Annotated in this window: 19 protein-coding genes; 7 read left to right on the forward strand and 12 right to left on the reverse strand. The window is 73.5% G+C overall.

Annotation, left to right across the window (positions count from 1 at the left end):
* Positions 1–13: 13 nt before the first annotated feature.
* From ACIGNX_RS28415 to ACIGNX_RS28425, 3 genes are all read right to left on the reverse strand, one after another.
* Entirely contained in the window at positions 14–505 is a 492-nt protein-coding gene (locus ACIGNX_RS28415) for a GNAT family N-acetyltransferase (protein ID WP_396543870.1), read from the reverse strand.
* A gap of 208 nt (positions 506–713) precedes the next feature.
* Positions 714–977 carry a hypothetical protein gene (locus ACIGNX_RS28420; protein ID WP_396543871.1) on the reverse strand — a complete coding sequence of 88 codons (264 nt, stop codon included), beginning with the start codon at positions 975–977 and terminating at the stop codon, positions 714–716.
* A gap of 40 nt (positions 978–1,017) precedes the next feature.
* Positions 1,018–2,061 (reverse strand): magnesium and cobalt transport protein CorA, encoded by a 1,044-nt coding sequence (locus ACIGNX_RS28425; protein WP_396543872.1) that lies wholly within the window; start codon positions 2,059–2,061, stop codon positions 1,018–1,020.
* 149 nt (positions 2,062–2,210) lie between these two features.
* On the opposite strand from ACIGNX_RS28425, the gene ACIGNX_RS28430 reads away from it, so the two are divergent.
* The gene (locus tag ACIGNX_RS28430) at positions 2,211–3,032 is read left to right on the forward strand and encodes a hypothetical protein (protein ID WP_396543873.1); all 822 of its coding nucleotides are present in this window, start codon (positions 2,211–2,213) and stop codon (positions 3,030–3,032) included.
* On the opposite strand, the gene ACIGNX_RS28435 is transcribed toward ACIGNX_RS28430, so the two are convergent.
* Both ACIGNX_RS28435 and ACIGNX_RS28440 read right to left on the reverse strand, forming a co-directional pair.
* Positions 3,029–3,928 (reverse strand): DUF2268 domain-containing protein, encoded by a 900-nt coding sequence (locus ACIGNX_RS28435; protein ID WP_396543874.1) that lies wholly within the window; start codon positions 3,926–3,928, stop codon positions 3,029–3,031. The two genes, ACIGNX_RS28430 and ACIGNX_RS28435, sit on opposite strands and share 4 nt — an antisense overlap.
* 71 nt (positions 3,929–3,999) lie before the next feature.
* Positions 4,000–5,919, reverse strand: coding sequence for an ABC transporter ATP-binding protein (locus ACIGNX_RS28440; RefSeq protein WP_396543875.1), 1,920 nt, complete (start codon positions 5,917–5,919; stop codon positions 4,000–4,002).
* A gap of 186 nt (positions 5,920–6,105) precedes the next feature.
* Between ACIGNX_RS28440 and ACIGNX_RS28445 the strand changes: the two genes are divergently transcribed.
* Together ACIGNX_RS28445 and ACIGNX_RS28450 are read left to right on the forward strand one after the other, a co-directional pair.
* Positions 6,106–6,702: a short chain dehydrogenase gene (locus ACIGNX_RS28445; RefSeq protein WP_396543876.1), complete on the forward strand. Its 597-nt coding sequence runs from the start codon at positions 6,106–6,108 to the stop codon at positions 6,700–6,702.
* A gap of 175 nt (positions 6,703–6,877) precedes the next feature.
* A complete protein-coding gene (locus tag ACIGNX_RS28450) occupies positions 6,878–7,231 on the forward strand; it encodes an ArsR/SmtB family transcription factor (RefSeq protein ID WP_396543877.1) in 354 nt (117 codons plus the stop codon).
* A gap of 6 nt (positions 7,232–7,237) precedes the next feature.
* Here the strand turns inward: ACIGNX_RS28450 and ACIGNX_RS28455 are convergent, their stop codons facing one another.
* Together ACIGNX_RS28455 and ACIGNX_RS28460 are read right to left on the reverse strand one after the other, a co-directional pair.
* Positions 7,238–9,796 (reverse strand): toll/interleukin-1 receptor domain-containing protein, encoded by a 2,559-nt coding sequence (locus ACIGNX_RS28455; protein WP_396543878.1) that lies wholly within the window; start codon positions 9,794–9,796, stop codon positions 7,238–7,240.
* 7 nt (positions 9,797–9,803) lie between these two features.
* Positions 9,804–12,008, reverse strand: a complete 2,205-nt coding sequence (locus ACIGNX_RS28460; RefSeq protein WP_396543879.1) for a hypothetical protein — start codon at positions 12,006–12,008, stop codon at positions 9,804–9,806.
* Between the two features lie 234 nt (positions 12,009–12,242).
* Between ACIGNX_RS28460 and ACIGNX_RS28465 the strand changes: the two genes are divergently transcribed.
* Positions 12,243–13,196 carry a caspase domain-containing protein gene (locus ACIGNX_RS28465; protein WP_396543880.1) on the forward strand — a complete coding sequence of 318 codons (954 nt, stop codon included), beginning with the start codon at positions 12,243–12,245 and terminating at the stop codon, positions 13,194–13,196.
* 11 nt (positions 13,197–13,207) lie between these two features.
* Positions 13,208–13,669: a hypothetical protein gene (locus ACIGNX_RS28470; RefSeq protein ID WP_396543881.1), complete on the forward strand. Its 462-nt coding sequence runs from the start codon at positions 13,208–13,210 to the stop codon at positions 13,667–13,669.
* A gap of 22 nt (positions 13,670–13,691) precedes the next feature.
* Here the strand turns inward: ACIGNX_RS28470 and ACIGNX_RS28475 are convergent, their stop codons facing one another.
* Both ACIGNX_RS28475 and ACIGNX_RS28480 read right to left on the reverse strand, forming a co-directional pair.
* Positions 13,692–14,279: a hypothetical protein gene (locus ACIGNX_RS28475; RefSeq protein WP_396543882.1), complete on the reverse strand. Its 588-nt coding sequence runs from the start codon at positions 14,277–14,279 to the stop codon at positions 13,692–13,694.
* A gap of 97 nt (positions 14,280–14,376) precedes the next feature.
* Entirely contained in the window at positions 14,377–15,270 is an 894-nt protein-coding gene (locus ACIGNX_RS28480) for a trypsin-like serine peptidase (protein ID WP_396543883.1), read from the reverse strand.
* 238 nt (positions 15,271–15,508) lie between these two features.
* On the opposite strand from ACIGNX_RS28480, the gene ACIGNX_RS28485 reads away from it, so the two are divergent.
* Together ACIGNX_RS28485 and ACIGNX_RS28490 are read left to right on the forward strand one after the other, a co-directional pair.
* Positions 15,509–16,723, forward strand: coding sequence for a serine/threonine-protein kinase (locus tag ACIGNX_RS28485; protein WP_396543884.1), 1,215 nt, complete (start codon positions 15,509–15,511; stop codon positions 16,721–16,723).
* A 99-nt stretch (positions 16,724–16,822) separates the two neighbouring features.
* Positions 16,823–18,526: a serine/threonine-protein kinase gene (locus ACIGNX_RS28490; protein WP_396543885.1), complete on the forward strand. Its 1,704-nt coding sequence runs from the start codon at positions 16,823–16,825 to the stop codon at positions 18,524–18,526.
* Here ACIGNX_RS28490 and ACIGNX_RS28495 read toward each other — a convergent pair.
* The 3 genes from ACIGNX_RS28495 to ACIGNX_RS28505 form a co-directional block, all read right to left on the reverse strand.
* Positions 18,510–19,817, reverse strand: coding sequence for an RNA polymerase sigma factor (locus ACIGNX_RS28495; RefSeq protein ID WP_396543893.1), 1,308 nt, complete (start codon positions 19,815–19,817; stop codon positions 18,510–18,512). The genes ACIGNX_RS28490 and ACIGNX_RS28495 overlap by 17 nt on opposite strands.
* A complete protein-coding gene (locus ACIGNX_RS28500; RefSeq protein WP_396543886.1) occupies positions 19,814–20,233 on the reverse strand; it encodes a YciI family protein in 420 nt (139 codons plus the stop codon). Before ACIGNX_RS28500 ends, ACIGNX_RS28495 begins: the two co-directional genes overlap by 4 nt.
* Positions 20,234–20,444: 211 nt before the next feature.
* On the reverse strand, positions 20,445–20,969 hold a 525-nt coding region (locus ACIGNX_RS28505), incomplete at its 5' end, for a cellulose binding domain-containing protein (protein WP_396543887.1).

A 20,969-nucleotide genomic window follows, 5' to 3' on the forward strand; every position in this document is an offset into this window, starting at 1 on the left:
CAGCCGTCATCAACTACCGCGCGTCACTGACTACTGCGCGTCGCATGCACACCAGGCCGGGTCGGTCGTCCCAGGAGTCCGCGAGGGTGAAGCCGAGGCGCTCGTAGAGCCCGATGGCGTCCCGCCGCCAGTGCCACACCGACAGCCGCACGGCGACCGCACCCGTCTCGGCGGCGTGCTCGATCACCGCGCCGACCAGGGCCTTCGCCGCTCCTCTGCCCCGGTAGGCCGGGTCCACCCACAGCCGCCTGACCTCCAGCGAGGCGTCGGCCGACGCGGACCCCACGACGCAGCCCAGCGGGTTCCCACCGGTTTCGGCCACCCATGCGGTGTCGCCGGCGAACGCGGTCCGCGGGTCGAGCACCTCGGCGCGGTAGCGGGGCGGCAGATCCCCGACGGCGGACACCGCGACGCCCTTCTCCGCCTCGGTCCGCAGGTGGTAGGCGAGCAGGAGGGGCGCGAGCGCCTGGTCACGCCACCGCGAAACGGTGATGTCGGCTGTCATCGCCGCAGCTTCACACAGCCGGCGGGTCCGATCACACCCGCACGACCCCACGCTCGTACGAGAGGCCGTCGGCGTCCTCATCGGCGTGCTGGGTCGGCCTCCACCGCGAGCACGTCCGGTCCTGGTCGTGCCGGCGCCGACGACACCGGGCCCGCCTCGGCCACTACGAACGACGCGGCTGCCCACCCACCTGAGCGCCGTTGCGGCACTAGTGCCCCCGGGAGGCCATGACCAGCAGCATCAGCGACAGCAGGAGCTGCGCGACGGCCAGGCACGTGCCCGTGACCGCCGTCCAGTCCAGCCGGTACTCGGTCTTCGTGGTCATCGACCGCACCCCGCACGCCACCGCGCCGGCCGCCAGCACCGGGCCGCCGACCGGGATCGGCCAGCTGAGCAGGGCCAGGCACAGCGACACCGGCCCGAGCCAGGCGCCCCGCCCCGGCCGGTCCTTGGCGGGGAACCTCCGCGTCATGCCGTCCATCGTGCCGTGCGCCGGGTCGCCGGGTCGCGCGTCACAACCACCGGTTGCGCTTGAACAGCCGGTACAGCACCACGCACACGGCCAGGGTCACCGAGAGCACCAGCGGATAACCGAACCTCCAGCGCAGCTCCGGCATGTGGTCGAAGTTCATCCCGTAGACGCCGACCACCATCGTCGGCACGGCGATGATCGCCACCCACGCCGACATCTTGCGCATGTCGTTGTTCTGCTGCAACGACACCTTGGCCAGCGTCGCGTCGGCCAGGGTGGTCAGCAGCTCGTCGAACGCGACGACCCGTTCGGCGGCGGCGGTGAGGTGGTCCTCGACGTTGCGGAAGTAGGAGTGCACCACCTCGGGCACCAGCGCGCCGCACGAGCCGTCGCTGAGCCTGCGCAGCGGCGCGGCCAGCGGCATCACGGCCCGCCGCAGCTCCATGATCTCCCGCTTGACCAGGTACATCTGCTCGACGCCCAGCTCGCTGCGCGGCGCGAAGACCGCCGCCTCGACCAGGTCGACGTCGCCCTGGAACGCCTCGACCACCTCGCGGTAGCCGTCGACCACGCGGTCTGCGATCTCGTGCAGCACCATCGCGGGTCCGGCGGCCAGCAGGTGGGGCGCGGCCTCCAGCTGCCGCCGCACGTCGCCCAGCTCGTGGTGGTGGCCGTGGCGGACCGTGACGACGTAGTCGCGGCCCAGGAAGATCATGATCTCGCCGGACTCCACGATCTCGTTGGCCGTGGTCGGCGACTCGTGCTCCACGAACCGCAGCGTCTTGAGCACCAGGAACAGGTTGTCCTCGTAGCGGTCGAGCTTCGGGCGCTGGTGGGCGTGCACCGCGTCCTCCACGGCCAGCTCGTGCAGCCCGAACGCCTCGGCCACGTCGAAGATGCGGTCCTCGTCGGGCTCGAACAGGCCGACCCAGACGAACCCCGCGCCACGCCGGCGGACCTCGGCGACCGCGTCGGCGGGCGACCACTCGCCCGGCAGCCGGACCCCGTCGACGTAGATCCCGCAGGCCACCACGGCGTTGCGCCCCGGGTCGGCGCGGTGGAGGTCCTCGGCGTGGCTCACCATGCCGCGATCCTGCCGCATCCCGCCGCGCGACGGGACCCGTGCCGGCCGGTGCGGCGGACCCCGGGTCGGGACCCGACCCCGAAGTGTCACCGGACCTGAACGGGTGGATTTCACCCTTGGTGACCCGGCGGGCGCGTTAAGTTCGCCGGGTGGAGCGAGCCGCGTGGGTTGTCGTGCTGTCACTGGTGGCCGGGCTGCTGGTGCCCGTGCCCGCCCTGGCGGAGGCCAGGCCGGCGGGGGAGTGCGCGGTGTCGCTGGACTGCACGGCCGCCGAGATCGACCGGATGGCGATCGGCGAGCGGCTCGAGTTCCTCCGCCTGGTGCAGAGCGGGCCCGCCGCGGGATTGGGCGCGTCGGACCGGTGGCGCAACATCGAGGGCGTGCTGCTGTTCTTCCGCGACCACGGGCTGGGTGCGCCGGGCACGTGGGTCTCGCACGTCGACGCGGCGATCCTGGAGGGGATCGAGCGCGGTGTCGCGATCGCCCTCGGGCGGTCGGCCGACGGCTTCGGCAACCCGGGTTCGGCGCGCTGGGCCGACTACCTGACCCGGCTGGCCCGCGGTGAGCTGGCCGTCCGCGGCACGCACGACCGGGCGTGGAGCGAAGCGGAGCAGGCCTCGACCGAGCACGGCGTGGCGGTGGCCGAGCAGGTGCACGGCCTGCGGCCGACCGCGGTGGAACGCCGGTTCTTCCTGTTCTCGGAGTTCTACCGGTGGGCGCTGCGCAACCGGCCCGCCGTGCTGGACCTGCTGCTGCTCTACGGCGGCCTGCTCAACCCGGTGCTGGTGCTGCGCCGGGTGCCGTTCGTGGACTGGCTGACCGACGTGCGCGAGTCGGCTCCCTCGCGCAAGGGCTCGGAGATGGCCTACGCCTACGCCCGGCTCGACCCGGTCAACGGCGCGTTCAGCACGGTCGAACTGCTGCTGGCCTACATCCCCGAGCTGTTCGAGGAGTTCCAGGCCACCCGCTAGGCCCGGCCGAGCCGGTCCAGGGCCAGGGCCAGGTCGAGCACCTCGCGGCCGCTCACCAACAGCGCCTGCGCCGCCGTGCGCCCCGTCGCGGCCAGGTAGGCGTCCACCAGCCGGTTGCCGACGGCGTAACCCGCGCCGGTGGGCAGCCCGACCGGGGTCACGCCGTGGCGGACGGCGGTCGCGTCGCCGTGCACCCACGCGGTGAAGTCGCGCATGCCGGTGACGCCGAGGCCGGAGACGACCTTGGCGAACACCGCGTCGTCGTGCAGGTGCGGCACCCCGATCCGCGTGTAACCCACCTCGTCGCCGTACAACTGGCGGGCGAACGCGTCGGCGAGCCCTTCGGACACCACCTGCTCGCCCACGGTGACTGTCGCGGGGTCCCACACCACACCGCCGGGCCCGTAGCGGAGGTTGTGGTTCAGCTCGTGGACCGCCGTCGCCTCCAGCCGCGCCAGGTTCTCGGGGTGGGGCCAGAGGTTGAGGAACAGGTGGCCGAACACGCTGCCGTTCGCCGTCAGCCCCAGGTTCGGGCCCATGAAGTGCTCGTCCCCGGGATCGCCCAGGACGATCAGGACGGTGAGGTCCGGCACCGCGATGTCGGGCGTGGCGGCCAGTTGCACGGCCAGGGCGGCCTCCAGCGCCCGTTCGACCCGGTTCCACGCGTCCGCGTCGCGCAGCGCGTCCAGCGCGTCGAGGCACCGCTCCTCGTCGCGGTCGAGCGGGAAGCCCGACCCCATCCGGTGCATCGCCACCAGGTCGACCTCGCCGGGGAAGTGCCGGTACATGCCCGCGGCGGGCTCCAGCACGGCCTCCAGCAGGGCGGGCCGGTCGGCGAGGGGCGCTGCGAGGACCCCGCGCATCGCCGGGAGGGTGTCCAGGACCGTGATCGTCATGCCCGGCGACGGTAGGTGCTCCAGCGGCTGGAGGGTCAAGCGCGTCGCCGACCGGCGGGCCGGCGCGGTGGTCACGCCCGGGACGGTTCCGCGCCCACCGCGCCGGTGACCCCCTCGTCGGCGCCCACCTCGTCGGCGCCCACCTCGTCGGCGCCCACCTCGTCGGCGCCCACCTCGTCGGCGCCCACCTCGTCAGGCATCGCCTCCTCCAGGAACCCGCCCGACTGGTGCCGCCACAGGCGCGCGTACGTGCCGTCGAGGTCGAGCAGCTCGGCGTGCGTGCCCTGCTCCACGACCCGGCCCCGGTCGAGCACGATCAGCCGGTCCATCCGCACCACCGTGCTCAACCGGTGCGCCACCACCAGCGCCGTGCGGCCCTCCATCAACCGCCACAGCGCCTCCTGGACCAGCACCTCGCTCTCCGAGTCCAACGCGCTGGTCGCCTCGTCCAGCAGCAGCACCGGCGCGTCGCGCAGGATGGCCCGCGCCAGCGCGACGCGCTGCCGCTGCCCGCCGGAGAGCTTGATCCCGCGTTCGCCGACCATCGTGTCGAACCCGTCGGGCAGCGACTCCGCGAACTCCGTCACGTGCGCGGCCCGGGCGGCGCGCAGCACGTCCTCGTCGCTCGCGCCCGGCCGCGCGAAGGCGATGTTCTCCCGCAGCGTCCGGTGGAACATGGCCGGTTCCTGGGGCACGTAGGCGATCAGGCCGCGCAGGTCCGCCTGGCGCAGGTTGGCGATGTCCTGGTCGCCGATGAGGATGCGGCCCTCGTCCACGTCCATCAGCCGCAGCACCAACCGCGTCAGCGTGGTCTTGCCGCCGCCCGAGCGGCCGACCAGCCCGACCCGAGTGCCCGCCGGGATGTCCAGGTCCAGGCCGGTGAACAGCGGCTTGTCGTCACCGTGCCCGAACACCACGCCGTCGAACCGGACCCGGGCGTCGCGCACCCGCAGCGGTTGCGGGTCCTCCGGGTCGAGCACGGTTGGCTCGTCCAGCAGCAGCTCGGTGAACTGCGCGGCCTCGGTGAGCGCGCCCTCGACCCGCCGGTAGATCTGGTTGAACTCGAACATGATGCGCGTGGCGTTGGTGAAGTACGCGAACGTGACCACGATCGCCTCCACCCCGAGCCCGTCGCTGATGCCGACCGCCAGCGCCAGGCCCAGCGCGTTGGTCAGCACGGACAGGGGCGCCACGACCGTGTCGATGCGCAGGTTGCCGTAGTCCCACGACCGCAGCGCCAGCGCCCGGCTCTCGGCGGCCCGGCTGCGGTGCTCCGCGCCCTCGCGGTCCTCGGCGGCGAAGGCCCGCACCGTCTCCATGTTCGCCAGGGTGTCGGCGACGTGGCCGGAGACCCGTGCGTAGGCGGCCTCCCGCTCGTCGACCAGGTGCTGGCGGCGGCGCACGAGCGGAGCGACCGCGAAGCCGGTGACGGCGATCAGCCCGAGCAGCACCACGACCAGCAGCGGGTCGTAGGTCCACAGCACGACGCAGGCGAAGCCCAGCGGGATGAGGTTGGCGACGACGCTGAACGCCAGCGCGTCCACGAACTGCTCGAACCGCGACGCGAAGCTGATCACCCGCTTGGTGAGCGAGCCCGCGAAGTTGTCGTGGAAGAACGCCGCGTCCTTGGCCAGCAGCGCGTCCATGCCCAAGGTCGAGAGGTGCTCGATCCCCCGCGCGTCGGTGCGGTTGAGGCAGTGGATCCCGATGCGCCACAACAGCTCCGCGAGGAGCATGAGGCCGGCGAACACGAGCACGTACCGCAGCACGGTGGCCGGACCGGTGTCGCCGCCGCCCGCGAGGTGGCCCGCCAGCGCGCCGACCGCCAGCGGTGCCAGGTAGAGCAGGCAGGTGTTGCCCAGCGCGGGCAGCACGAGGCCGCCCACGCCGAGGTGGCGGTGCCGCCCCAGCTCCCGCAGGTACAGGCGCAGGGCGAGCAGCACCGCTTTCTTGCGGTTGTGGTTGGGTTTTCCGGACCTTGGCGCGGCCATCCGACTCCTTCCGGGGGCACCTTGGCGCACCCGATGTTGCCGCACCTGCCCTGTTTCGGCGATCGAATAACGCACGGCCGACAACCCGAAGGAATCTCCTGTCGTCCGAGTGTGATTGCGCGTGGCGGCACGGCCACCGCGGTGCCGCGTTCCCGGACGAAACCGACCGGCTTTACCGTGATCGGCATGAAGATCCTGCTCATCGGGGCGGCCGGCACGCTCGGCGCGGCCGTCCACACCACCCTGGCCGACCGCGGCCACGACGTCCTCACCGTCGGCCGCTCCAGCGGCGACCTGCGGTACGACATCACCGACCCGGCGCAGGTCACCGAGCTGTACGACCGGGCCGGCCGGGTGGACGCGGTCGCCTGCGCGGCCGGCGACGTGCCGTGGCGGGCGATCACCGAGCTGACCGCGGGGGACTACCTCGACGCCGTCCGGGGGAAGGTCCTCAGCCAGGTGGAACTGGTCCGGCAGGGCGTCGGCCGGATCGCCGAACGGGGGTCGTTCACGCTGATCACGGGCGTGCTGGCGCGCGAACCCGTGCCGACCGGCAGCGCCGCGTCCCTGGCGAACGGCGCGGTGGAGGCGTTCGTGCGGGCGGCGGCGATCGAAATCGCACCCCAACGGGTCAACGCGGTCAGCCCGACCGTGTTCACCGAGAGCCTCGACGACTACGGCGACTTCTTCCCCGGCATGGAACCGGTCGACCTCGCCAAGGCCGCGCGCGCTTACGTCCGGTCGGTCGAAGGCGCGCAGACCGGTCGGGTCTTCGTGCCGTAGTGCCTGGTTTGTACACCTCTGCGCGCCGCAATAGGCTGGGGCGGGAAAACGGAACAGCACCTTGTGGAGTCCACTTTGAGCACCGAGAGCGACCCGGCGCGCCCGCGCGTCGTCGTGCGCGTGTTCACCGGGCCGAGCGGGGTCCGGGGGGTGCGCGAGGACGCGGTGCGGCAGCGTGGCAGACGAAAGCCCTGACCGCGCCGGCGAGGTCGACGGCGTCCTGGCCGCGCTGAGCGACCCGACCCGCCGCCAACTGCTCGACCTGCTCGCGGCGCACGGGGCGGCCAGCGCCACCAGGCTGGCCGCCCGGTTGCCCGTCACCCGGCAGGCGGTGGTCAAGCACCTGGCCGTCCTCGACGCCGCGGGCCTGGTCTCGGGCGACCGCGTGGGGCGCGAGGTGCGCTACTCCGTGCGACCCGCGGCGCTGGACGCGACGGCCCGCTGGATGGCCTCCCTGGCCGCCGACTGGGACCGGAGGCTGGCCAGGATCAAGAGCATCGCCGAGGCGGTCGAGCGGGACACCCGCTGACCGCCTTCACCGCGGGACGAGCCCCATCCCCTCGGCCGCGCCGAGGCGCTTCCCGGCCTGCTCCGCGAGGGCGGTGATGTCGCCGCACGACGAGCACCCCGGCAGCACGTGCGCGACGCCCTCCCTGGTCACCGCGACGACCTCGGAACCCGAGAACGCCAGGCCGCGCACCCCGCCGGAGACCTCCGTGCGGGACGGCCCCGGGTCGCCGTCGCGGGTCAGCCAGAAGTGGACCGTCCCGTCGGAGAGCCCGACAGCGGCCAGTTCACCGTCCGGGGTGAGCACCGCCGCCCGGGACTGCAGGCCCGGCCTGGTGGGGAAGTCGACCGCGTTCCACCCCCAGTCACCGTTGCCGTCGCGCTGACCCACGAACGCGTGGCCGATGCGTCCCGTGCCGTCACCGGTCAACAGCACGGTGTCGCCGTCGTCGGCGATCGAGATCTGCCGCCAGACGCTCAGCGCGATGCCGCCCAGCGGCCTCATCTCGCGCGACTCGCCCAGGCCGGGGTCGGTCTGGTGGAGGTTCCCGGCGAGGTCGCCGACGTAGACCTCGCCCGCCCGGCTGACGGCCACGGCGCTCGCGCCACCGGACGGCAACCCGAGCCGCGCCACGACGCGGCCCGTGCCGACGTCCAGGGACCGCAGGTCACCGCCGTAGCACGCCACCAACAGCCGCGACGCGTCCGGTCCGAACGCGGTGGAGGTCGGTGAGCACCCCTCGACGGGCGCCACCCGTTCCGTTCGCGAGTGCAGGTCGAAGAACGTGATCACCTCTCGCGCGGCCAGCGCGACGAGGTCGTGGTCGGCCGAGACGGAAGAGGTGACGACCTCGTTCGCGCTCGTCTGCGCGAGGGTGCCGGCCGTGGAGCGCGCGGCGTCCAGCGAGACCAGCGCACCGGTCCTGGTGGTGGCGATCAGCCTGCCCTCGCCGTCGGGTGGTGACAGCGCCACGAACCAGGTCGTCGGGTCGTCCACGACCCGGCGACCGAGCTGCCACGTCCAGCCGGTCACCCGGTGGGCGCCGGCCACTGCCCACACCCGCTTGCCATCAGCCGACCAGGCGAGCGCCCGGACCTCGCCCAAGCCGCCGCGCAACCGGGTCTTGACCTCGCCGCTCGCCACGTCGGTCAACTGGACCGACGCCCCGAACCCGATCGCCAGGGTGCGACCGTCGGGGGAGAACCCGATCGCCCGCACCGGCGCCGCCGCCGGCACGACCCGGTGCAGGGCCGCGGTCCCGACGGCGCGGACCTCCACGAGGCCGGAGCCCTCCCGGGCGACCGCCATCCGGCTGCCGTCCGAGGTCGTGGTGACGCGCGTGACGGCCGGACCTCGCTCGACCGCCACCCGGTCGCCCTCGACGGTGAACACGGCCAGCTCACCCGACGGTGACCCCACGACGACGAACCGGTCCGTCACCGCGGGCGCCCCGCCCGGCCCAACCCCGGTCGACCACCGCCGCACGCGCCCGCTGTCCGGCTCCCACACGCACGCCTCACCGCCGTCGAGAGTCACGACGGTCCGGCCGGAGGCGGACACGGCGTAGGCGGCACCGGCGCAGGGTGGCCGGACCGGCGCACCGTCCACCACGGCGGCGGGCCCGCCCTCAGTCGACGCGACGGCCACCCGCCCGTCGTCACCGGTCGCCACGGCGGACAGGGCGACACCCCAACCGGAACCACCGGTGGACACGGTGCCATCACGGGTGACTACCTCCGGCGCGGAGGCGACGCGACCTGTGCGGAAGCCCACGACTTCCGCGCCCGGCACCTCGGTCGACTCGTCCGGGACCACGACGTCGAGCGCGCGTTGCAGCACCGTCAGCGCCATGAAACCCCGGTTGCCGGACCCGACCAGGTCCACTGCGGCGCGCAGGCCGGCGTAGGGATCGGCCTCGGTGGCCCGGTCCACCGCCGCGATGTCGGCGAACGCCGCCGAGGCTTCGGCGAACCTCTCTTCCTGCTTGCGCTGCGCCCCGGCGAAGACCGACGCGGTGACCAGGGCCAACGCGAGCACGGGCAGGCCGACTGCCCGCAGGGCCAGCCGGCGCCGGTGGCGGCGGGTGGCCGTGGTGAGGAAGTCGCGGGCTTCGGGCGTCAGCGGCCGGGTCTGCGCGGCGAGCACCCGGCGCATGGCCCGCAGCAGCGCGCCGCCGGGCAGGTCGTCGGACTTGCGGTCGGCCCGGTCCCACGCGGCGCTGCGGACGAGCAACTGGGTGTGCGCGCGGTCGAGGTCGTCCAGCCGCGAGCGGGCGTCGGCGATCGTGGCGGCCGAGGCGACGGGCGAGTGGTCCTCCACGTCGACGTGGACGACCCGCTTGCCGAGCTCCTCGGCGGTGATCAGCTCGATCCGGCACGCTTCCGACCCGTACCAGGCGAAGGACTCGCACACCACGAACAGCTCGGCGCCGCGGATGGCCTCGCGGACCTCTTCGAGCCACGGCACCGACACGGGGATGTCGCGCTGGTCCACCCAGTGCGAGATGCCGAGCCGGTCCAGGTGAGCGGTCAGCCGGCCCACCGCTTCGGCGTCGACGCGCGCGTACGACAGGAACGCTTCCTTCATCGTGCCCCTACTCGTCCGGTGAGCGCTCGCAGGCGTGGACGTCCAGGCGGGCGCGGCTGACGTCGTCCAGGTACTCGATCTGGTTCTCGGTGTAGCAACCCGGCAGGCGGTCCCGGACCTGGTTCACGACGACGTCCGCCCGCTCGCAGCTGCGGCAGCCCGGCGGCGTCCACACCGCGCCGGAGCGCGTGGACACGACGAGCTGGCGCCCGTCCGGCCGCCACCCGACCCCGGTCACCCCGGACCGGTCGGGCACGGCCCACCGGCCCAGGCTCACCGGCCCGGCGGCGGTGACGGCGAGCTGCACCACGCTGCCCGTGTCGGAGGAGACCAGCACCGAGCGCGACGCGGCGTGCACGGACACGGCGGTCACCGCGCTGCTCACGGGCTGGAGCCGCCACTCGCGCCCGTCCTCGGTGATGGTGACCGCACCCGCACCGTCACCGGTGGCCGACAGACCGCCGTCGGTCGCGGACGGAGCCGAAGAGGCCCCGACGACGTTGTCCGGCGGACGCGTCAGAGGGCTCAGCGCCCGGGTCGACCACAGGTCGACCACGAGGTAGTCCAGGCACCCCACCACGTCGCCGTCGGCCGCCACGACCACTTCCTCGACCGACATCACGCCGCGGCACAGCTCGCCGACCCGCACGCCCGGCCGCACGTCGAACACCCGCACGCCGAACTCGCGGCTCCCGAACGCCACCCGGCCGTCGGGCAGGGCTTCCAGCAGGTCGAGCACGTCGGCGACCGCCTGGCCGGTCGGGCGGAACGCCGCGCCGTCCGGCGCGTGGTGCAGTTGCCGGTCGGCCCCGGTGACGAACACCGCGCCGCTGTCGGGGTCGACCGCGCCGTACTCGAAGGGCGGGGCGGGCCACGTCGCCCGGGTCAGCTCCCGGCCGGCCACCGGGTCGACCACCAGCAGTTCGTCCCCGGTGCGGACCAGCGCGCGGACCTCGCCGTCGGAGGACCGCCGCAGGTCGAGCACCCGGTCGTAGACCTGACGGCCGCCCACCCCGCCGCCCGTGAACGGCGCGGTGACCAGCTCACCCTCGCCGACGCGCGCCACCACGACCCGGGCTCCCACGACCACCTGGAAGGCCTCGGCGGGCAGCGTCACCGGGTCGTCGTGCCACGGTCGCGCGGTGATCCGGTGCAGGGTCGTGCCGGCGCTCACGGCGATGCGGTCCAGGTCGCCCGACGCTCCGAGGGCGCCGCTGCCCGCGCTGCCGTCGACGGCTTCGCGCCACAGCACCGCCAGCGACCCGTTGTCCCACAACGTCACCGTGCCGGCGCTGTCGAGCGTCACCGTGCGACCACCACCGCGGTCGAGCGCCGCGCCGATGATCGCCGAGGGGTGGGCGGCTCCGATGAGACCGTGCGACCACGGCTGGGCGAGCGCGTCCAGCGCGGTCTGGTGGGCGACCTGTTCCACCGGGCCGTCGCCCTGCAGCAGCAGCGCGGCGGACAGCATCGCGATCCGGTCCGGCCGCTCTTCGAGCATCCACGGCATGGTCGTGCCGGAGAACTGGAGGTTGTTGACCTTCACGCCCGCGCGGATGACGGTCACCACGCCCACCACCACGGCGACCGCGCCCACGACCGCGGCCAGCCGGACCGCCCACCGGCGGGTGCGGCTCCGCGTCGACTTCGCGGTCAGGTGCGAGGACGCGGTGACGAAGTCGCGGACCACGTCGGTGGGGCGGGCGAGCGCGTCGTGCTCGGCGTCCACCACGTGCTGAACCGCCTGCCGCGCCGCTGCGGGGGAGTCGATGAGCAGGTGGTCGGGCCGACCGCGGGCCTGCCAGGCGTTCGCCCGCGCGCTGAGCACGCGGTGGCGCGCGTACCGCGTCATGTCCGAGTGCAGCGCCGCGAAGACGGCCGCCTTGGCGTGGAGTGCGCCCGCCGCGCTCCACCGCACCCAGTTCGGCGCCGAGACGGCTTCGGGCACCGAGGCCGGGTCCACCTCGTCGAGCTGGACGGGGACCAGCCGGGAGTCGAGGACGCGCTCGACCCTTGCCCGCCACGACGGATCGCGAGCCGCCGCCGTGGACAGCAGCACGACGACCCGCGTCGGCACGGCGTCGGGTCCGGTGGAGAGCGCGGTCCGGACGCCCAGGTCGGCCAGCCCGCGGGCGATCACCTCGGCCACGGGGAGGTCGGGTTCCGCCGCGAGCACGAGGACCGGTTCGGGGCCGCGATCGTCCGTGGACACCTTCAGCTCCCCTTGGTGGCGAATCCGGACCCCCGGTCGGTGCTCGGTGAATCGCCGTTCGACCGGGTGCCGTTACGCCACCCGTCGCGGTTTTCGGCTCCCGACAACGGAAGTGCGGAACGCTCGGCTTGTTCGAGGACACCGGACACCGGCGTAGCCTCACGGGGCGACTCCGCCGGAGCGGAGGAAGCGTCCACCGGGAACGCGGTGGCCGACCGCACCGAAGGGGCGGCGATGAAGCGCGCGTTGTTGGTAGGGATCGACCACTACGACCACCACCGGGACCTCCACGGGTGCGAGAACGACGCGAAAGCGCTGCACCCGCTGTTCACCCGCAACGAGGATGGCACGCTCAACTTCCACTGCAAGCTCCTGACCCGCGCCGTGACCAGGCGGCAAGTGCTCGACGGCGTGCGGGCGCTGCTCGCGGACGGCGCGGACTTCGCCCTGCTCTACTTCGCCGGGCACGGGGTGGAGGTCAACGGCGACGTGGTGCTGACCACCACCGACGGCCAGGGCGACGTGCTCGGCGTGCGGTTCGGCGAGGTCCTCGAACTCATCGCCGGGTCGCCGGTCAAGGACGTGGTGGTGATCCTGGACTGCTGCTTCTCCGGTGGCGCCGGGTCGGTGGCCCTGCTGGACAGCAGGTCGGCCCTGCTGCGCACCGGCGTGTCGATCCTGACCGCCAGCCGCGGCGACCAGGTGTCCGCGGAGGACGGCGGACGTGGCGTGTTCTCCTTCCACCTGGAGGGCGCGCTCGACGGTGGTGCGGCCGACGTCCTCGGGCACGTCACCGTGGCCGGCCTGTACGCCTACCTGACGGAGAGCTTCGGCCCCTGGGACCAGCGCCCCACGGTGAAGACCAACGTCGACCGGCTGCACGACCTGCGCCGCTGCAAGCCGTCCGTGCCGCTGGAGACGCTGCGGCGGCTGCCCACCTGGTTCCCGACCCCGGACCACGAACTGCCGCTCGACCCCACCTACGAGCCCGACAAGTCGCGGTCGGACCTGCCTCCCCACCCGGAGCACGAGGCCGTTTTCGGGCAGTTGCAGGTGTGCCGGGCGAACAAGCTCGTGGAACCGGTCGGCCACCAGCACATGTACTACGCCGCGATGTTGGGCTTGAGCTGCCGGCTCACCCCGTTGGGCAGGCACTATTGGCAGATGGCGAGCCGCGGGTACTTGTGATGGTCATCGGGGTGAGCGGGCACCGGATCCTGCCCGAGGCGGCGCGGGCGCACGCCGAACGCGAGATCCGCGACCTCCTGGACCGCCGGTCGGGACCGGTCATCGGCATGACGAGCCTCGCCGAGGGCGCCGACCAGCTGTTCGCGCGGCTCGTGCTGGAGGCGGGCGGCACGCTGCACGCGGTGATCCCGGCACGCGACTACGACACCACCTTCAGCGGTGCCGGGCTGACCGGGTACCGCCAACTGCTCGCCGTCGCGAACGAGGTCGTCGAACTGGACTTCGACCGGTCGGACGAGCCGGCCTACCTGGCGGCGGGCCACTTCGTCGTGGAGCACTGCGAGCTGCTGGTGGCGGTCTGGGACGGCCAACCGGCCCGTGGTCCCGGCGGGACCGCCGACGCCGTCGCGCGGGCCCGGGAACTCGGCCGCGACGTTCTCGTCACGTGGCCGTCGGGCGTGCGACGCACCTGAGCGGGTCCGGTCGGAGCGGCGGTCAGCGCGACTGGAGGGCGTCCAAGGCGACGGCCTGGGCGATCACCAGGCGGCGGTCGACGTGGGGGTCGCTGATCCGGATCAGGTAGTGGTCGCGGACCCACGTCTTCTTGTCCACGCTGAACACCGGGTGGCCGTCGCGGGTGAAGTCGAAGTGGTAGCGGAACGGGAACGGCAGGTCGTTGACGAACGGCAGGAAGTTCCACAGGCGGCGCAGGACCGCGACGCCCTGGTTGCGCTCGGTGCCCGTGGCGGTCGGCGCGCCCGGCTGGTCGAGGTGCCAGGTGGAGTTGGTCAGCGACCGGCCGAAGTCCTTGCGGAACAGGCCGATCGGCCGCCCGGCGCCGTCGGTCACGTCGTAGCCGCTGCCCAGGTCGATCACCTTGCGCGCCCGGAAGCCCGCGAGCACGTGGCCCTTGCCCGCGTCGGTGAAGATCGTCACCTGCTCCTTGAACGCCAGCCGCTTCTGCTCGACGAACGCGACGAGCGGGCCCGGCTCGCCGTTGTGGTCGGCGAAGACCTCGTACCGGTTCACCATCAAGGTGACCTTCTGGTGCATGTGGAGCACGTTCGTGGCCTGCGACAGCATGGTCGTCCCCCCTGGACGTCGACGGGTGCGCAGTGTCTCACCCGATCAGGTGGGGATCGGTGGCGGGCCGGGTGGTGCCCGGCCCGCCACCGCGCGCTCAGGCGGCCTGGGCCTGGTTGTAGAGGTTCTGCGCGTCCGCGCCGAAGTACGGGCCGAACATCCAGTTCGGGAACAGGTTGATCTTGTAGCTGTTCACGGAGTTGAGCGTGCCGGTGCCGGTCGCCTCGGAGAACCCGCGCAGCCACGGGCCGCCGCTCGCGCCACCGGTCATGTCGCACGTCAGCCCGATGCCGTTGCTGATCAGCGCGTTGAACGTGCGACCGCTGCAGTAGACGAGCTTCGTGCCGTCGTACGGCGCGGCGGCCGGGTAGCCGAACGCGTAGGTGTTGTCGGCCTTCGGCAGGTTGAACCCGATGCCCTGCGCGCCCACCACGTCGGTGAGGTACTGGCCGTTGAGCTGCCCGACGACGATCGCGCCGATGTCGTAGTTGATGTCCTCGCTCGCGTGCCACTGCGGGGTGGCGAGCGTGGTCCGCGCGGCCCACGTGCCGTAGGGCGCGTTGCCGTTGTTGTAGGCCGGCACGAACACGACGTTGGTGTGGTAGGCGCCGTCGAGCTTCACGCAGTGCCCCGCCGTGATGACCGTGCTCTTGTTCGCGCTGGTCACGGCGTTGCCGCTGCACGAGGCGTTGCGGCCCTGGTAGGTGAAGAACACCCGGCCCGCCGTGCTCACGACGGAACCGCCGCCGGTCCACGCGCTGCCGCCGTTGGGGAAGGCCAGCGGTGCGACGGTGGTGGGCTCGCCGGTGGGGACGGTGAGGCGCAGCGCGGAGGGCGGCGCGGTGCGCAGGTCGAGCGGGACGGCGGCGCGCATCCGCTCCGGCGTCCAGTACGCGCCGGGCGAGGCGGTGGACTGCGCCACCGGCAGGGTGACCAGCGACAGGGTGAGGGCGCTCGCCAGGGTGATCAGTCTTCTCACGGCACGGTTCATGATCTTCCACCTCTCGTGGGTCGATCAACGGCAGGGACCGTGCACAGGAAGTTACTCAGCGCGACGTTCGGGCGTTTCCGGCGAACGGGTGCCCTTTCGGACGGCCGAACGGCCATTCGGTCCAGCGGGGACGGGAAATCCGCCCTCGCGCGGGCAACCCGAAGGTCGTGGGTTTGCCGCGGGCGGCCATCGGGCACTTGAGGATGTCCTGTGTCCCCACGCCCGAAGGGTGTTCGCGGTGTCGCTTCCTGTGAGTGGCGGACTCCTGGCCGGTCGCTACCGGCTGGCCGGCACGCTGGGCATCGGTGGGATGGCCGAGGTGCGCCGGGGGTGGGACACCCTGCTGGGACGCCCGGTCGCGGTGAAGGTGTTCCACCCCACGGCGGACGCCGACGCCGCCCGGCGGTTCGACAACGAGGCCCGCACGCTGGCCCGGCTCTCGCACCCCGGGCTCGTGGCCGTCTACGACGCGGGTACCAGCGACAGCACGTCGTTCGTGGTGCTGCAGCTGATCGAGGGGTGCACGCTGCGCGAGCGGATCGCCGAGGGCCCGCTGCCGGTGGAGGAGGTGCGGGTGCTGGGCGCACGGCTGGCCGACGCCCTGGCCTACGTGCACGACCGGGGCGTGGTGCACCGGGACGTCAAGCCGTCCAACATCCTGCTGGACGACGACGGCACGCCGTTCCTGGCCGACTTCGGGCTGGCGCACCTGGCCGACACCACCCGCTTCACCCGCACCGACCAGCTCGTCGGCACCGCGGCCTACCTGTCGCCGGAGCAGGTCCGGGGCGGCGAGATCGGCCCGGCCGCCGACGTGTACTCGTTCGGGCTGGTGCTGCTGGAGTGCCTGACCGGCCGCCGCGAGTACCCGGGCGGTGACGTGGAGTCCGCGGTGGCCCGCCTGCACCGCCGGCCCACCGTGCCGGACGACCTGCCCGCCGACCTGGTGCGCCTGCTGTCGCTGGCGACGTCGCTGACGGCCCGCCGCCGCCCGACCGCCCGGGAGTGCGCCCACGTGCTGCGCACCGGTGAGCCGCCGGCCGACGTGCTGGAGTTCGACGACGACTTCGACGCCCGCGGGTCCGAGGAGCAGACGCTGGTCGCCGCGCGCCGGCCGCACCGGCGGGTCAAGGCGCTCGCCGCCTCCGCTGCGGGCCTCGTCGGCGCGCTGGGCATCGTGTGGGCGGTGACGCCCGGGTCGTCGCCGGCGACGTCCGCGCCGGTGGAGCCCGCGCCGTCGGTGACGACCTCGCAGAGCCCGACGACGTCGGCGGAGGTCCCGGTGACCACCGCGGAGGCGACCACCACGCCGCCGCCGGTGGTGGTCGCCGACCAGCGGCAGGCCGGTCCGGCGGAGAAGCCCGCACCCGCCCGCGGCAAGGAAGAGGGCAAGGAGAAGGGCAAGGTCGTCGACAAGGGTCCCGGCAAGGCGCCGGGCAAGGGCAAGCCCTAGGGCCGGCACCCGCGCCGCGACCGCGTCGACGTCCGTGGAACCCTTCGCCGGTGATCCGCGTCGGTCAGGCAGTGGCGTGGTGGTCGAGCCGGGGGAGTCATGGCGGAGGCGTTCGGGCCCTATCGTGTCGGTGAGCTGGTGGGCCGCGGTGGCATGGGCGAGGTGCACCGCGCGTACGACACGGCGCACGACCGCGTGGTGGCGTTGAAGCGGCTCTCCGCCGGGCACGCCGAGGACGAGGACTTCCGCGCCCGGTTCCGGCGCGAGTCGCGGATCGCGGCCCGGCTGCGCGAGCCGCACGTCATCCCGATCCACGCGTTCGGCGAGATCGACGGCCGGCTCTACCTCGACATGCGGCTGGTCGAGGGCCGGGACCTGGCCGAGGTCCTCGCGGACGGCCCGCTCGACCCGGCGCGGGCGGTGCGGGTCGTGGCCCAGGTGGCGGGCGCGCTGGACGCGGCGCACGCCGACGGGCTGGTGCACCGGGACGTCAAGCCCTCGAACGTCCTCGTGACGCCCGACGACTTCGTGTACCTGGTGGACTTCGGCATCGCGCGGAGCGTCGTGCCGGCCGGCACGGACCTCACCGCGTCGGGCGCGGTGATCGGCACGCTCGACTACCTGGCGCCCGAGCGGATCGGTGACGGACCGGTGGACGGCCGCTCCGACGTCTACGCCCTGGCCTGCGTGCTGCACGCGTGCGTGACCGGCCGCCGCCCGTTCGAGACCGACAGCGCCGCCGCCCTGCTCTGGGCGCACCTCCAACAGCCGCCACCCGCCGCCTCGGCCACCAACCCGGCCGTGCCGCGCGCGTTGGACGAGGTGATCCGGCAGGGCATGGCCAAGGACCCCGCGCACCGCTTCCCGACCGCGGGCGCCCTGGCCGCGGCCGCCGCGCGGGCGGTCGACGCACCACCACCGACGCCCGCCCCCAGACCACCCACACCGCCCCGTCCCGCACCGGTCCACCTCGCACCGGTCCACCCCGCAGCACCGAATCCCGCGGCCCCGAATCCCGCAGCGCCGAATCACGGGTCGCCGGCCGCATCACAGCCGGTGCCGTCCCCGTCCGCGCCCCCACCACTCGTCCCGTCGCCGGTTCGGTCGCGGCCCGAGGGGCGAGCCCGGTCGACCGCCCGCGCCCCGGTCGTCGCCGGCGCGGTGGCCTTGGGGCTCGTGGCGGTGGTGCTGGTCTGGGCCGTGAACTGGCGGCAGAGTGGCCCGCTCGCCGACGGCACCCCCACCACCGTCACCAAGACGACCACCGCCGGGAAGCCGACCCTCACGAAGGTTCCCCTGACCACCACGACCGCGGTGGACCCACAGGTCACCACGCTGCTCGACCGGCTGCCCGGTGCCTACCGCGGCAACGCCGGTTGCGTGCCGTCCCCGTCCGCCGCCGGCGTCGCCGCGACGGTCACCTGCGCGAAGGCCAACTCGGCGCACTTCCGGTTCCCGCCCCCGGACCAGGCGGTGTTCCACCTGTTCGCCGACCGGGCCGCGCAGGACGCCCACTTCAAGGCCCTGGTCGACGCCAGGGGCATCCCGCGCGAGGACGAGTCCGGCGGCTGCCGGCCCCTGACCCGCCCCGCGCACTACGCCCTCTACTACCGGCCGGAGAGCCAACCGCTGCCCGGCGAGTACACGACGTGCTTCGTCGCCGACGGCGTCGGCCAGGTCTGGTGGGTCGACAGCAGGACCTCCACCACGGGTGTGCTGCGGTCGTCCACCGCGCTCGACCCGGACGCGCTCGACCAGCTCGGCTACTGGTGGAACGGCATGATCCTCAGCGCGATGCCGTGAGGTCGGCGATCTTGCGCTCCAGCACCGACCGTTCCCGCTCGTTGCCGCACAGCAGCACGGCCCGCTCCAGCTCGACCCGCGCCTGGTCCGCCCGACCGAGGCGGACGAGCAGCTCGCCGCGCACGCTGGGCAGCAGGTGGGAGTTGGCGAGCAGGTCGGAACCGGCGAGCCCGTCCACGATCGGCAGCGCGGCGGCCGGGCCGCGCGCCATGGACACCGCCACCGCCCGGTTCAGGTCGACCACCGGCGAGGGCGCGAGCCGGCCGAGCGCCTCGTACAGCAGGACGATCCGCTCCCAGTTCGTCTCCTCGACCGAGGGCGCGACGGCGTGGCACTCGGCGATGGCCGCCTGGAGGCCGTAAGCGCCCAGCCCGCGGCCGGCCTGCTCGGCCCGCGCCAGCGCCGCGCGTCCCCGGCGGATCGCCGCGTGGTCCCAGCGGCGGCGGTCCTGGTGCTCCAGCAGCACGGGTTCGCCGTCCGGGCGGGTGCGCGCGGGGAAGCGGGCCGCGGTCAGCTCCAGCAGCGCGAGCAGCCCGTGCGCCTCGGGCTGGTCGGGCACGAGCCTGGCCAGCACCCGGGCCAGCCGCTGCGCCTCGCCCGCGAGGTCGAACCGGATCAGGTCGTCGCCCGAGCTGGCCGTCGACCCCTCCGTGAAGATCAGGTAGATGACGTTGAGCACCGAGCCGAGCCGCGCGGTCCGCTCCTCGGCCGTCGGCACCGCGAACGGCACCCCCGCCGCGCCGAGCGCCTTCTTCGCCCGCGTGATCCGCGCCTGCGCGGTCGCCGTCGGCACCAGGCACGCCTTGGCGATCTCGTCGCTGGTCAGACCGCCGACCACGCGCAGCGTCAACGCCACCCGGGCCTCCTTCGACAGCACGGGGTGGCACGAGATGAACATCAGCGCCAGCACGTCGTCGTCGATCTGGTCCGGGTCCCACAGCACATCGTCGCCGTGGCGCGCGGAGCCGGCCCCGCCGCCCGTGACGGCGCCGCCCTCGCCCAGGTCGCGGGCGAGGACGGCGTACTTCTCGTCGAGCGCGGAGCGCCTGCGGAACGCGTCGATCGCGCGCCGCTTGCCGACGGTGAGCAGCCACCCCGACGGGTTGCGGGGCACCCCGTCGCGCGGCCAGTTCACCAGCGCCTCGGCCAGCGCCTCCTGGGCGAGGTCCTCGGCCAGCGCGAAATCGCCGGTGTAGCGCGCGAGCGCGCCGACGATCCGCGCCGACTCGATCCGCCAGACGGCGGCGACGGCGCCGCGACCCGTCGGGTCGCCGGCCGTCGTCCCGCTCAGAGCTGGCCGTTCGCTTCCCGCCACGCGCGCTCCTTCCGGATCCACTCGTTGTCCTGCGGGAACTCGTCGATCGTGGGGACCCGGCGGACCTCGGTCTTGAAGCCGGCACCCGTGATCGGGAGCCGCTTGGCCCACTCGACGGCCTCTTCCTTGGAGGCCACGTTGAGGATGTAGAAGCCGTTGAACAGCTCCTTGGTCTCGCCGTACGGGCCGTCGGTGATCACGGGCGGCTCGGCGGAGTGGTCGACCACCACGCCCTCCTCGGCATCGGCGAGCCCTTCCGCGGCGACCAGCACGCCCGCCCGGATCAGCTCGTCGTTGAACCTGCCGACGGTCTCCAGCATCTGGTCGAAGTCGGTGTTCGCCATGCTCGCGAACGCCTCGTCGGTGGCGCGCATGATCAGCATGTACTTCATGGTCCGCTCTCCCTGGCAGTCGTCCGGGCCCTCTCTCGGACCCCGTCACCCCTGGGTCGAACGGGCCGGGCCGTGGATCGACACACCCGCCGAACTTTTTTCCGGGAGTGCGCCGGCAGCTTACCGAGGGAGCGGCCGGGTCGGCCGATCGGCGGGGGAGGGGCGTGCCGGTGCGCCCCGCACCTCGCTGTGCGGGGCGCACCGGCACGCGTCACGGGGTCCGGCAGGTGACCGTCGGCGAGGCCCACTGGCCGTTCGCCATGACGGTGAAGCCGAACGTCGTGGCGGCGCCCGCGGCCAGGTTGCCGTTGCCGGCGGGCTTCATCGTCATCACGTTGCCGGTGGAGTCCCAGCTCGGCGTGCCGTTCCAGGTGGACGAGACCTTCTGCGGCGACCGCACGGTCACGGTGGCGGTCCAGCTGCTGATCGCCGACGCGCCGGCCCGGATGGTCACCTCGCCGTTGAAGCGGTCGCCCCACTGCTGGGTCGTCCGGTAGGTCGCGGTGCACGAACCGGTGCCCGGCTGGGACGTCGTGGTGGACGTCGTGGTCGTGGTGGTGGTGCCGGGTGGGGTGTCGGTGGGTGCGACGGCGCGGCCGGTGGTGGTGCTGATCATGCCGGCGCAGAGGTTGCGGGAGGCGAGGTTGGCGGCGATCTGGGGGATGGCGTTGATGGTGGTCTGGTAGCCGTCGTGCATGAGGATGACGCCGCCGTTTTGGAGGGTGGAGGCGGCTTG

The organism is Actinosynnema sp. NPDC053489, from assembly GCF_044544865.1.
Classification (GTDB): domain Bacteria; phylum Actinomycetota; class Actinomycetes; order Mycobacteriales; family Pseudonocardiaceae; genus Actinosynnema.

Bases quoted from the DNA above. Each gene is read 5' to 3' on its own strand.
- ACIGNX_RS28415 (WP_396543870.1), bottom strand. From the start codon at position 505: ATGACAGCCGACATCACCGTTTCGCGGTGGCGTGACCAGGCGCTCGCG.
- ACIGNX_RS28420 (WP_396543871.1), bottom strand. From the start codon at position 977: ATGACGCGGAGGTTCCCCGCCAAGGACCGGCCGGGGCGGGGCGCCTGG.
- ACIGNX_RS28425 (WP_396543872.1), bottom strand. From the start codon at position 2,061: ATGGTGAGCCACGCCGAGGACCTCCACCGCGCCGACCCGGGGCGCAAC.
- ACIGNX_RS28435 (WP_396543874.1), bottom strand. From the start codon at position 3,928: ATGACGATCACGGTCCTGGACACCCTCCCGGCGATGCGCGGGGTCCTC.
- ACIGNX_RS28440 (WP_396543875.1), bottom strand. From the start codon at position 5,919: ATGGCCGCGCCAAGGTCCGGAAAACCCAACCACAACCGCAAGAAAGCG.
- ACIGNX_RS28445 (WP_396543876.1), top strand. From the start codon at position 6,106: ATGAAGATCCTGCTCATCGGGGCGGCCGGCACGCTCGGCGCGGCCGTC.
- ACIGNX_RS28455 (WP_396543878.1), bottom strand. From the start codon at position 9,796: ATGAAGGAAGCGTTCCTGTCGTACGCGCGCGTCGACGCCGAAGCGGTG.
- ACIGNX_RS28465 (WP_396543880.1), top strand. From the start codon at position 12,243: ATGAAGCGCGCGTTGTTGGTAGGGATCGACCACTACGACCACCACCGG.
- ACIGNX_RS28475 (WP_396543882.1), bottom strand. From the start codon at position 14,279: ATGCTGTCGCAGGCCACGAACGTGCTCCACATGCACCAGAAGGTCACC.
- ACIGNX_RS28480 (WP_396543883.1), bottom strand. From the start codon at position 15,270: ATGAACCGTGCCGTGAGAAGACTGATCACCCTGGCGAGCGCCCTCACC.
- ACIGNX_RS28490 (WP_396543885.1), top strand. From the start codon at position 16,823: ATGGCGGAGGCGTTCGGGCCCTATCGTGTCGGTGAGCTGGTGGGCCGC.
- ACIGNX_RS28500 (WP_396543886.1), bottom strand. From the start codon at position 20,233: ATGAAGTACATGCTGATCATGCGCGCCACCGACGAGGCGTTCGCGAGC.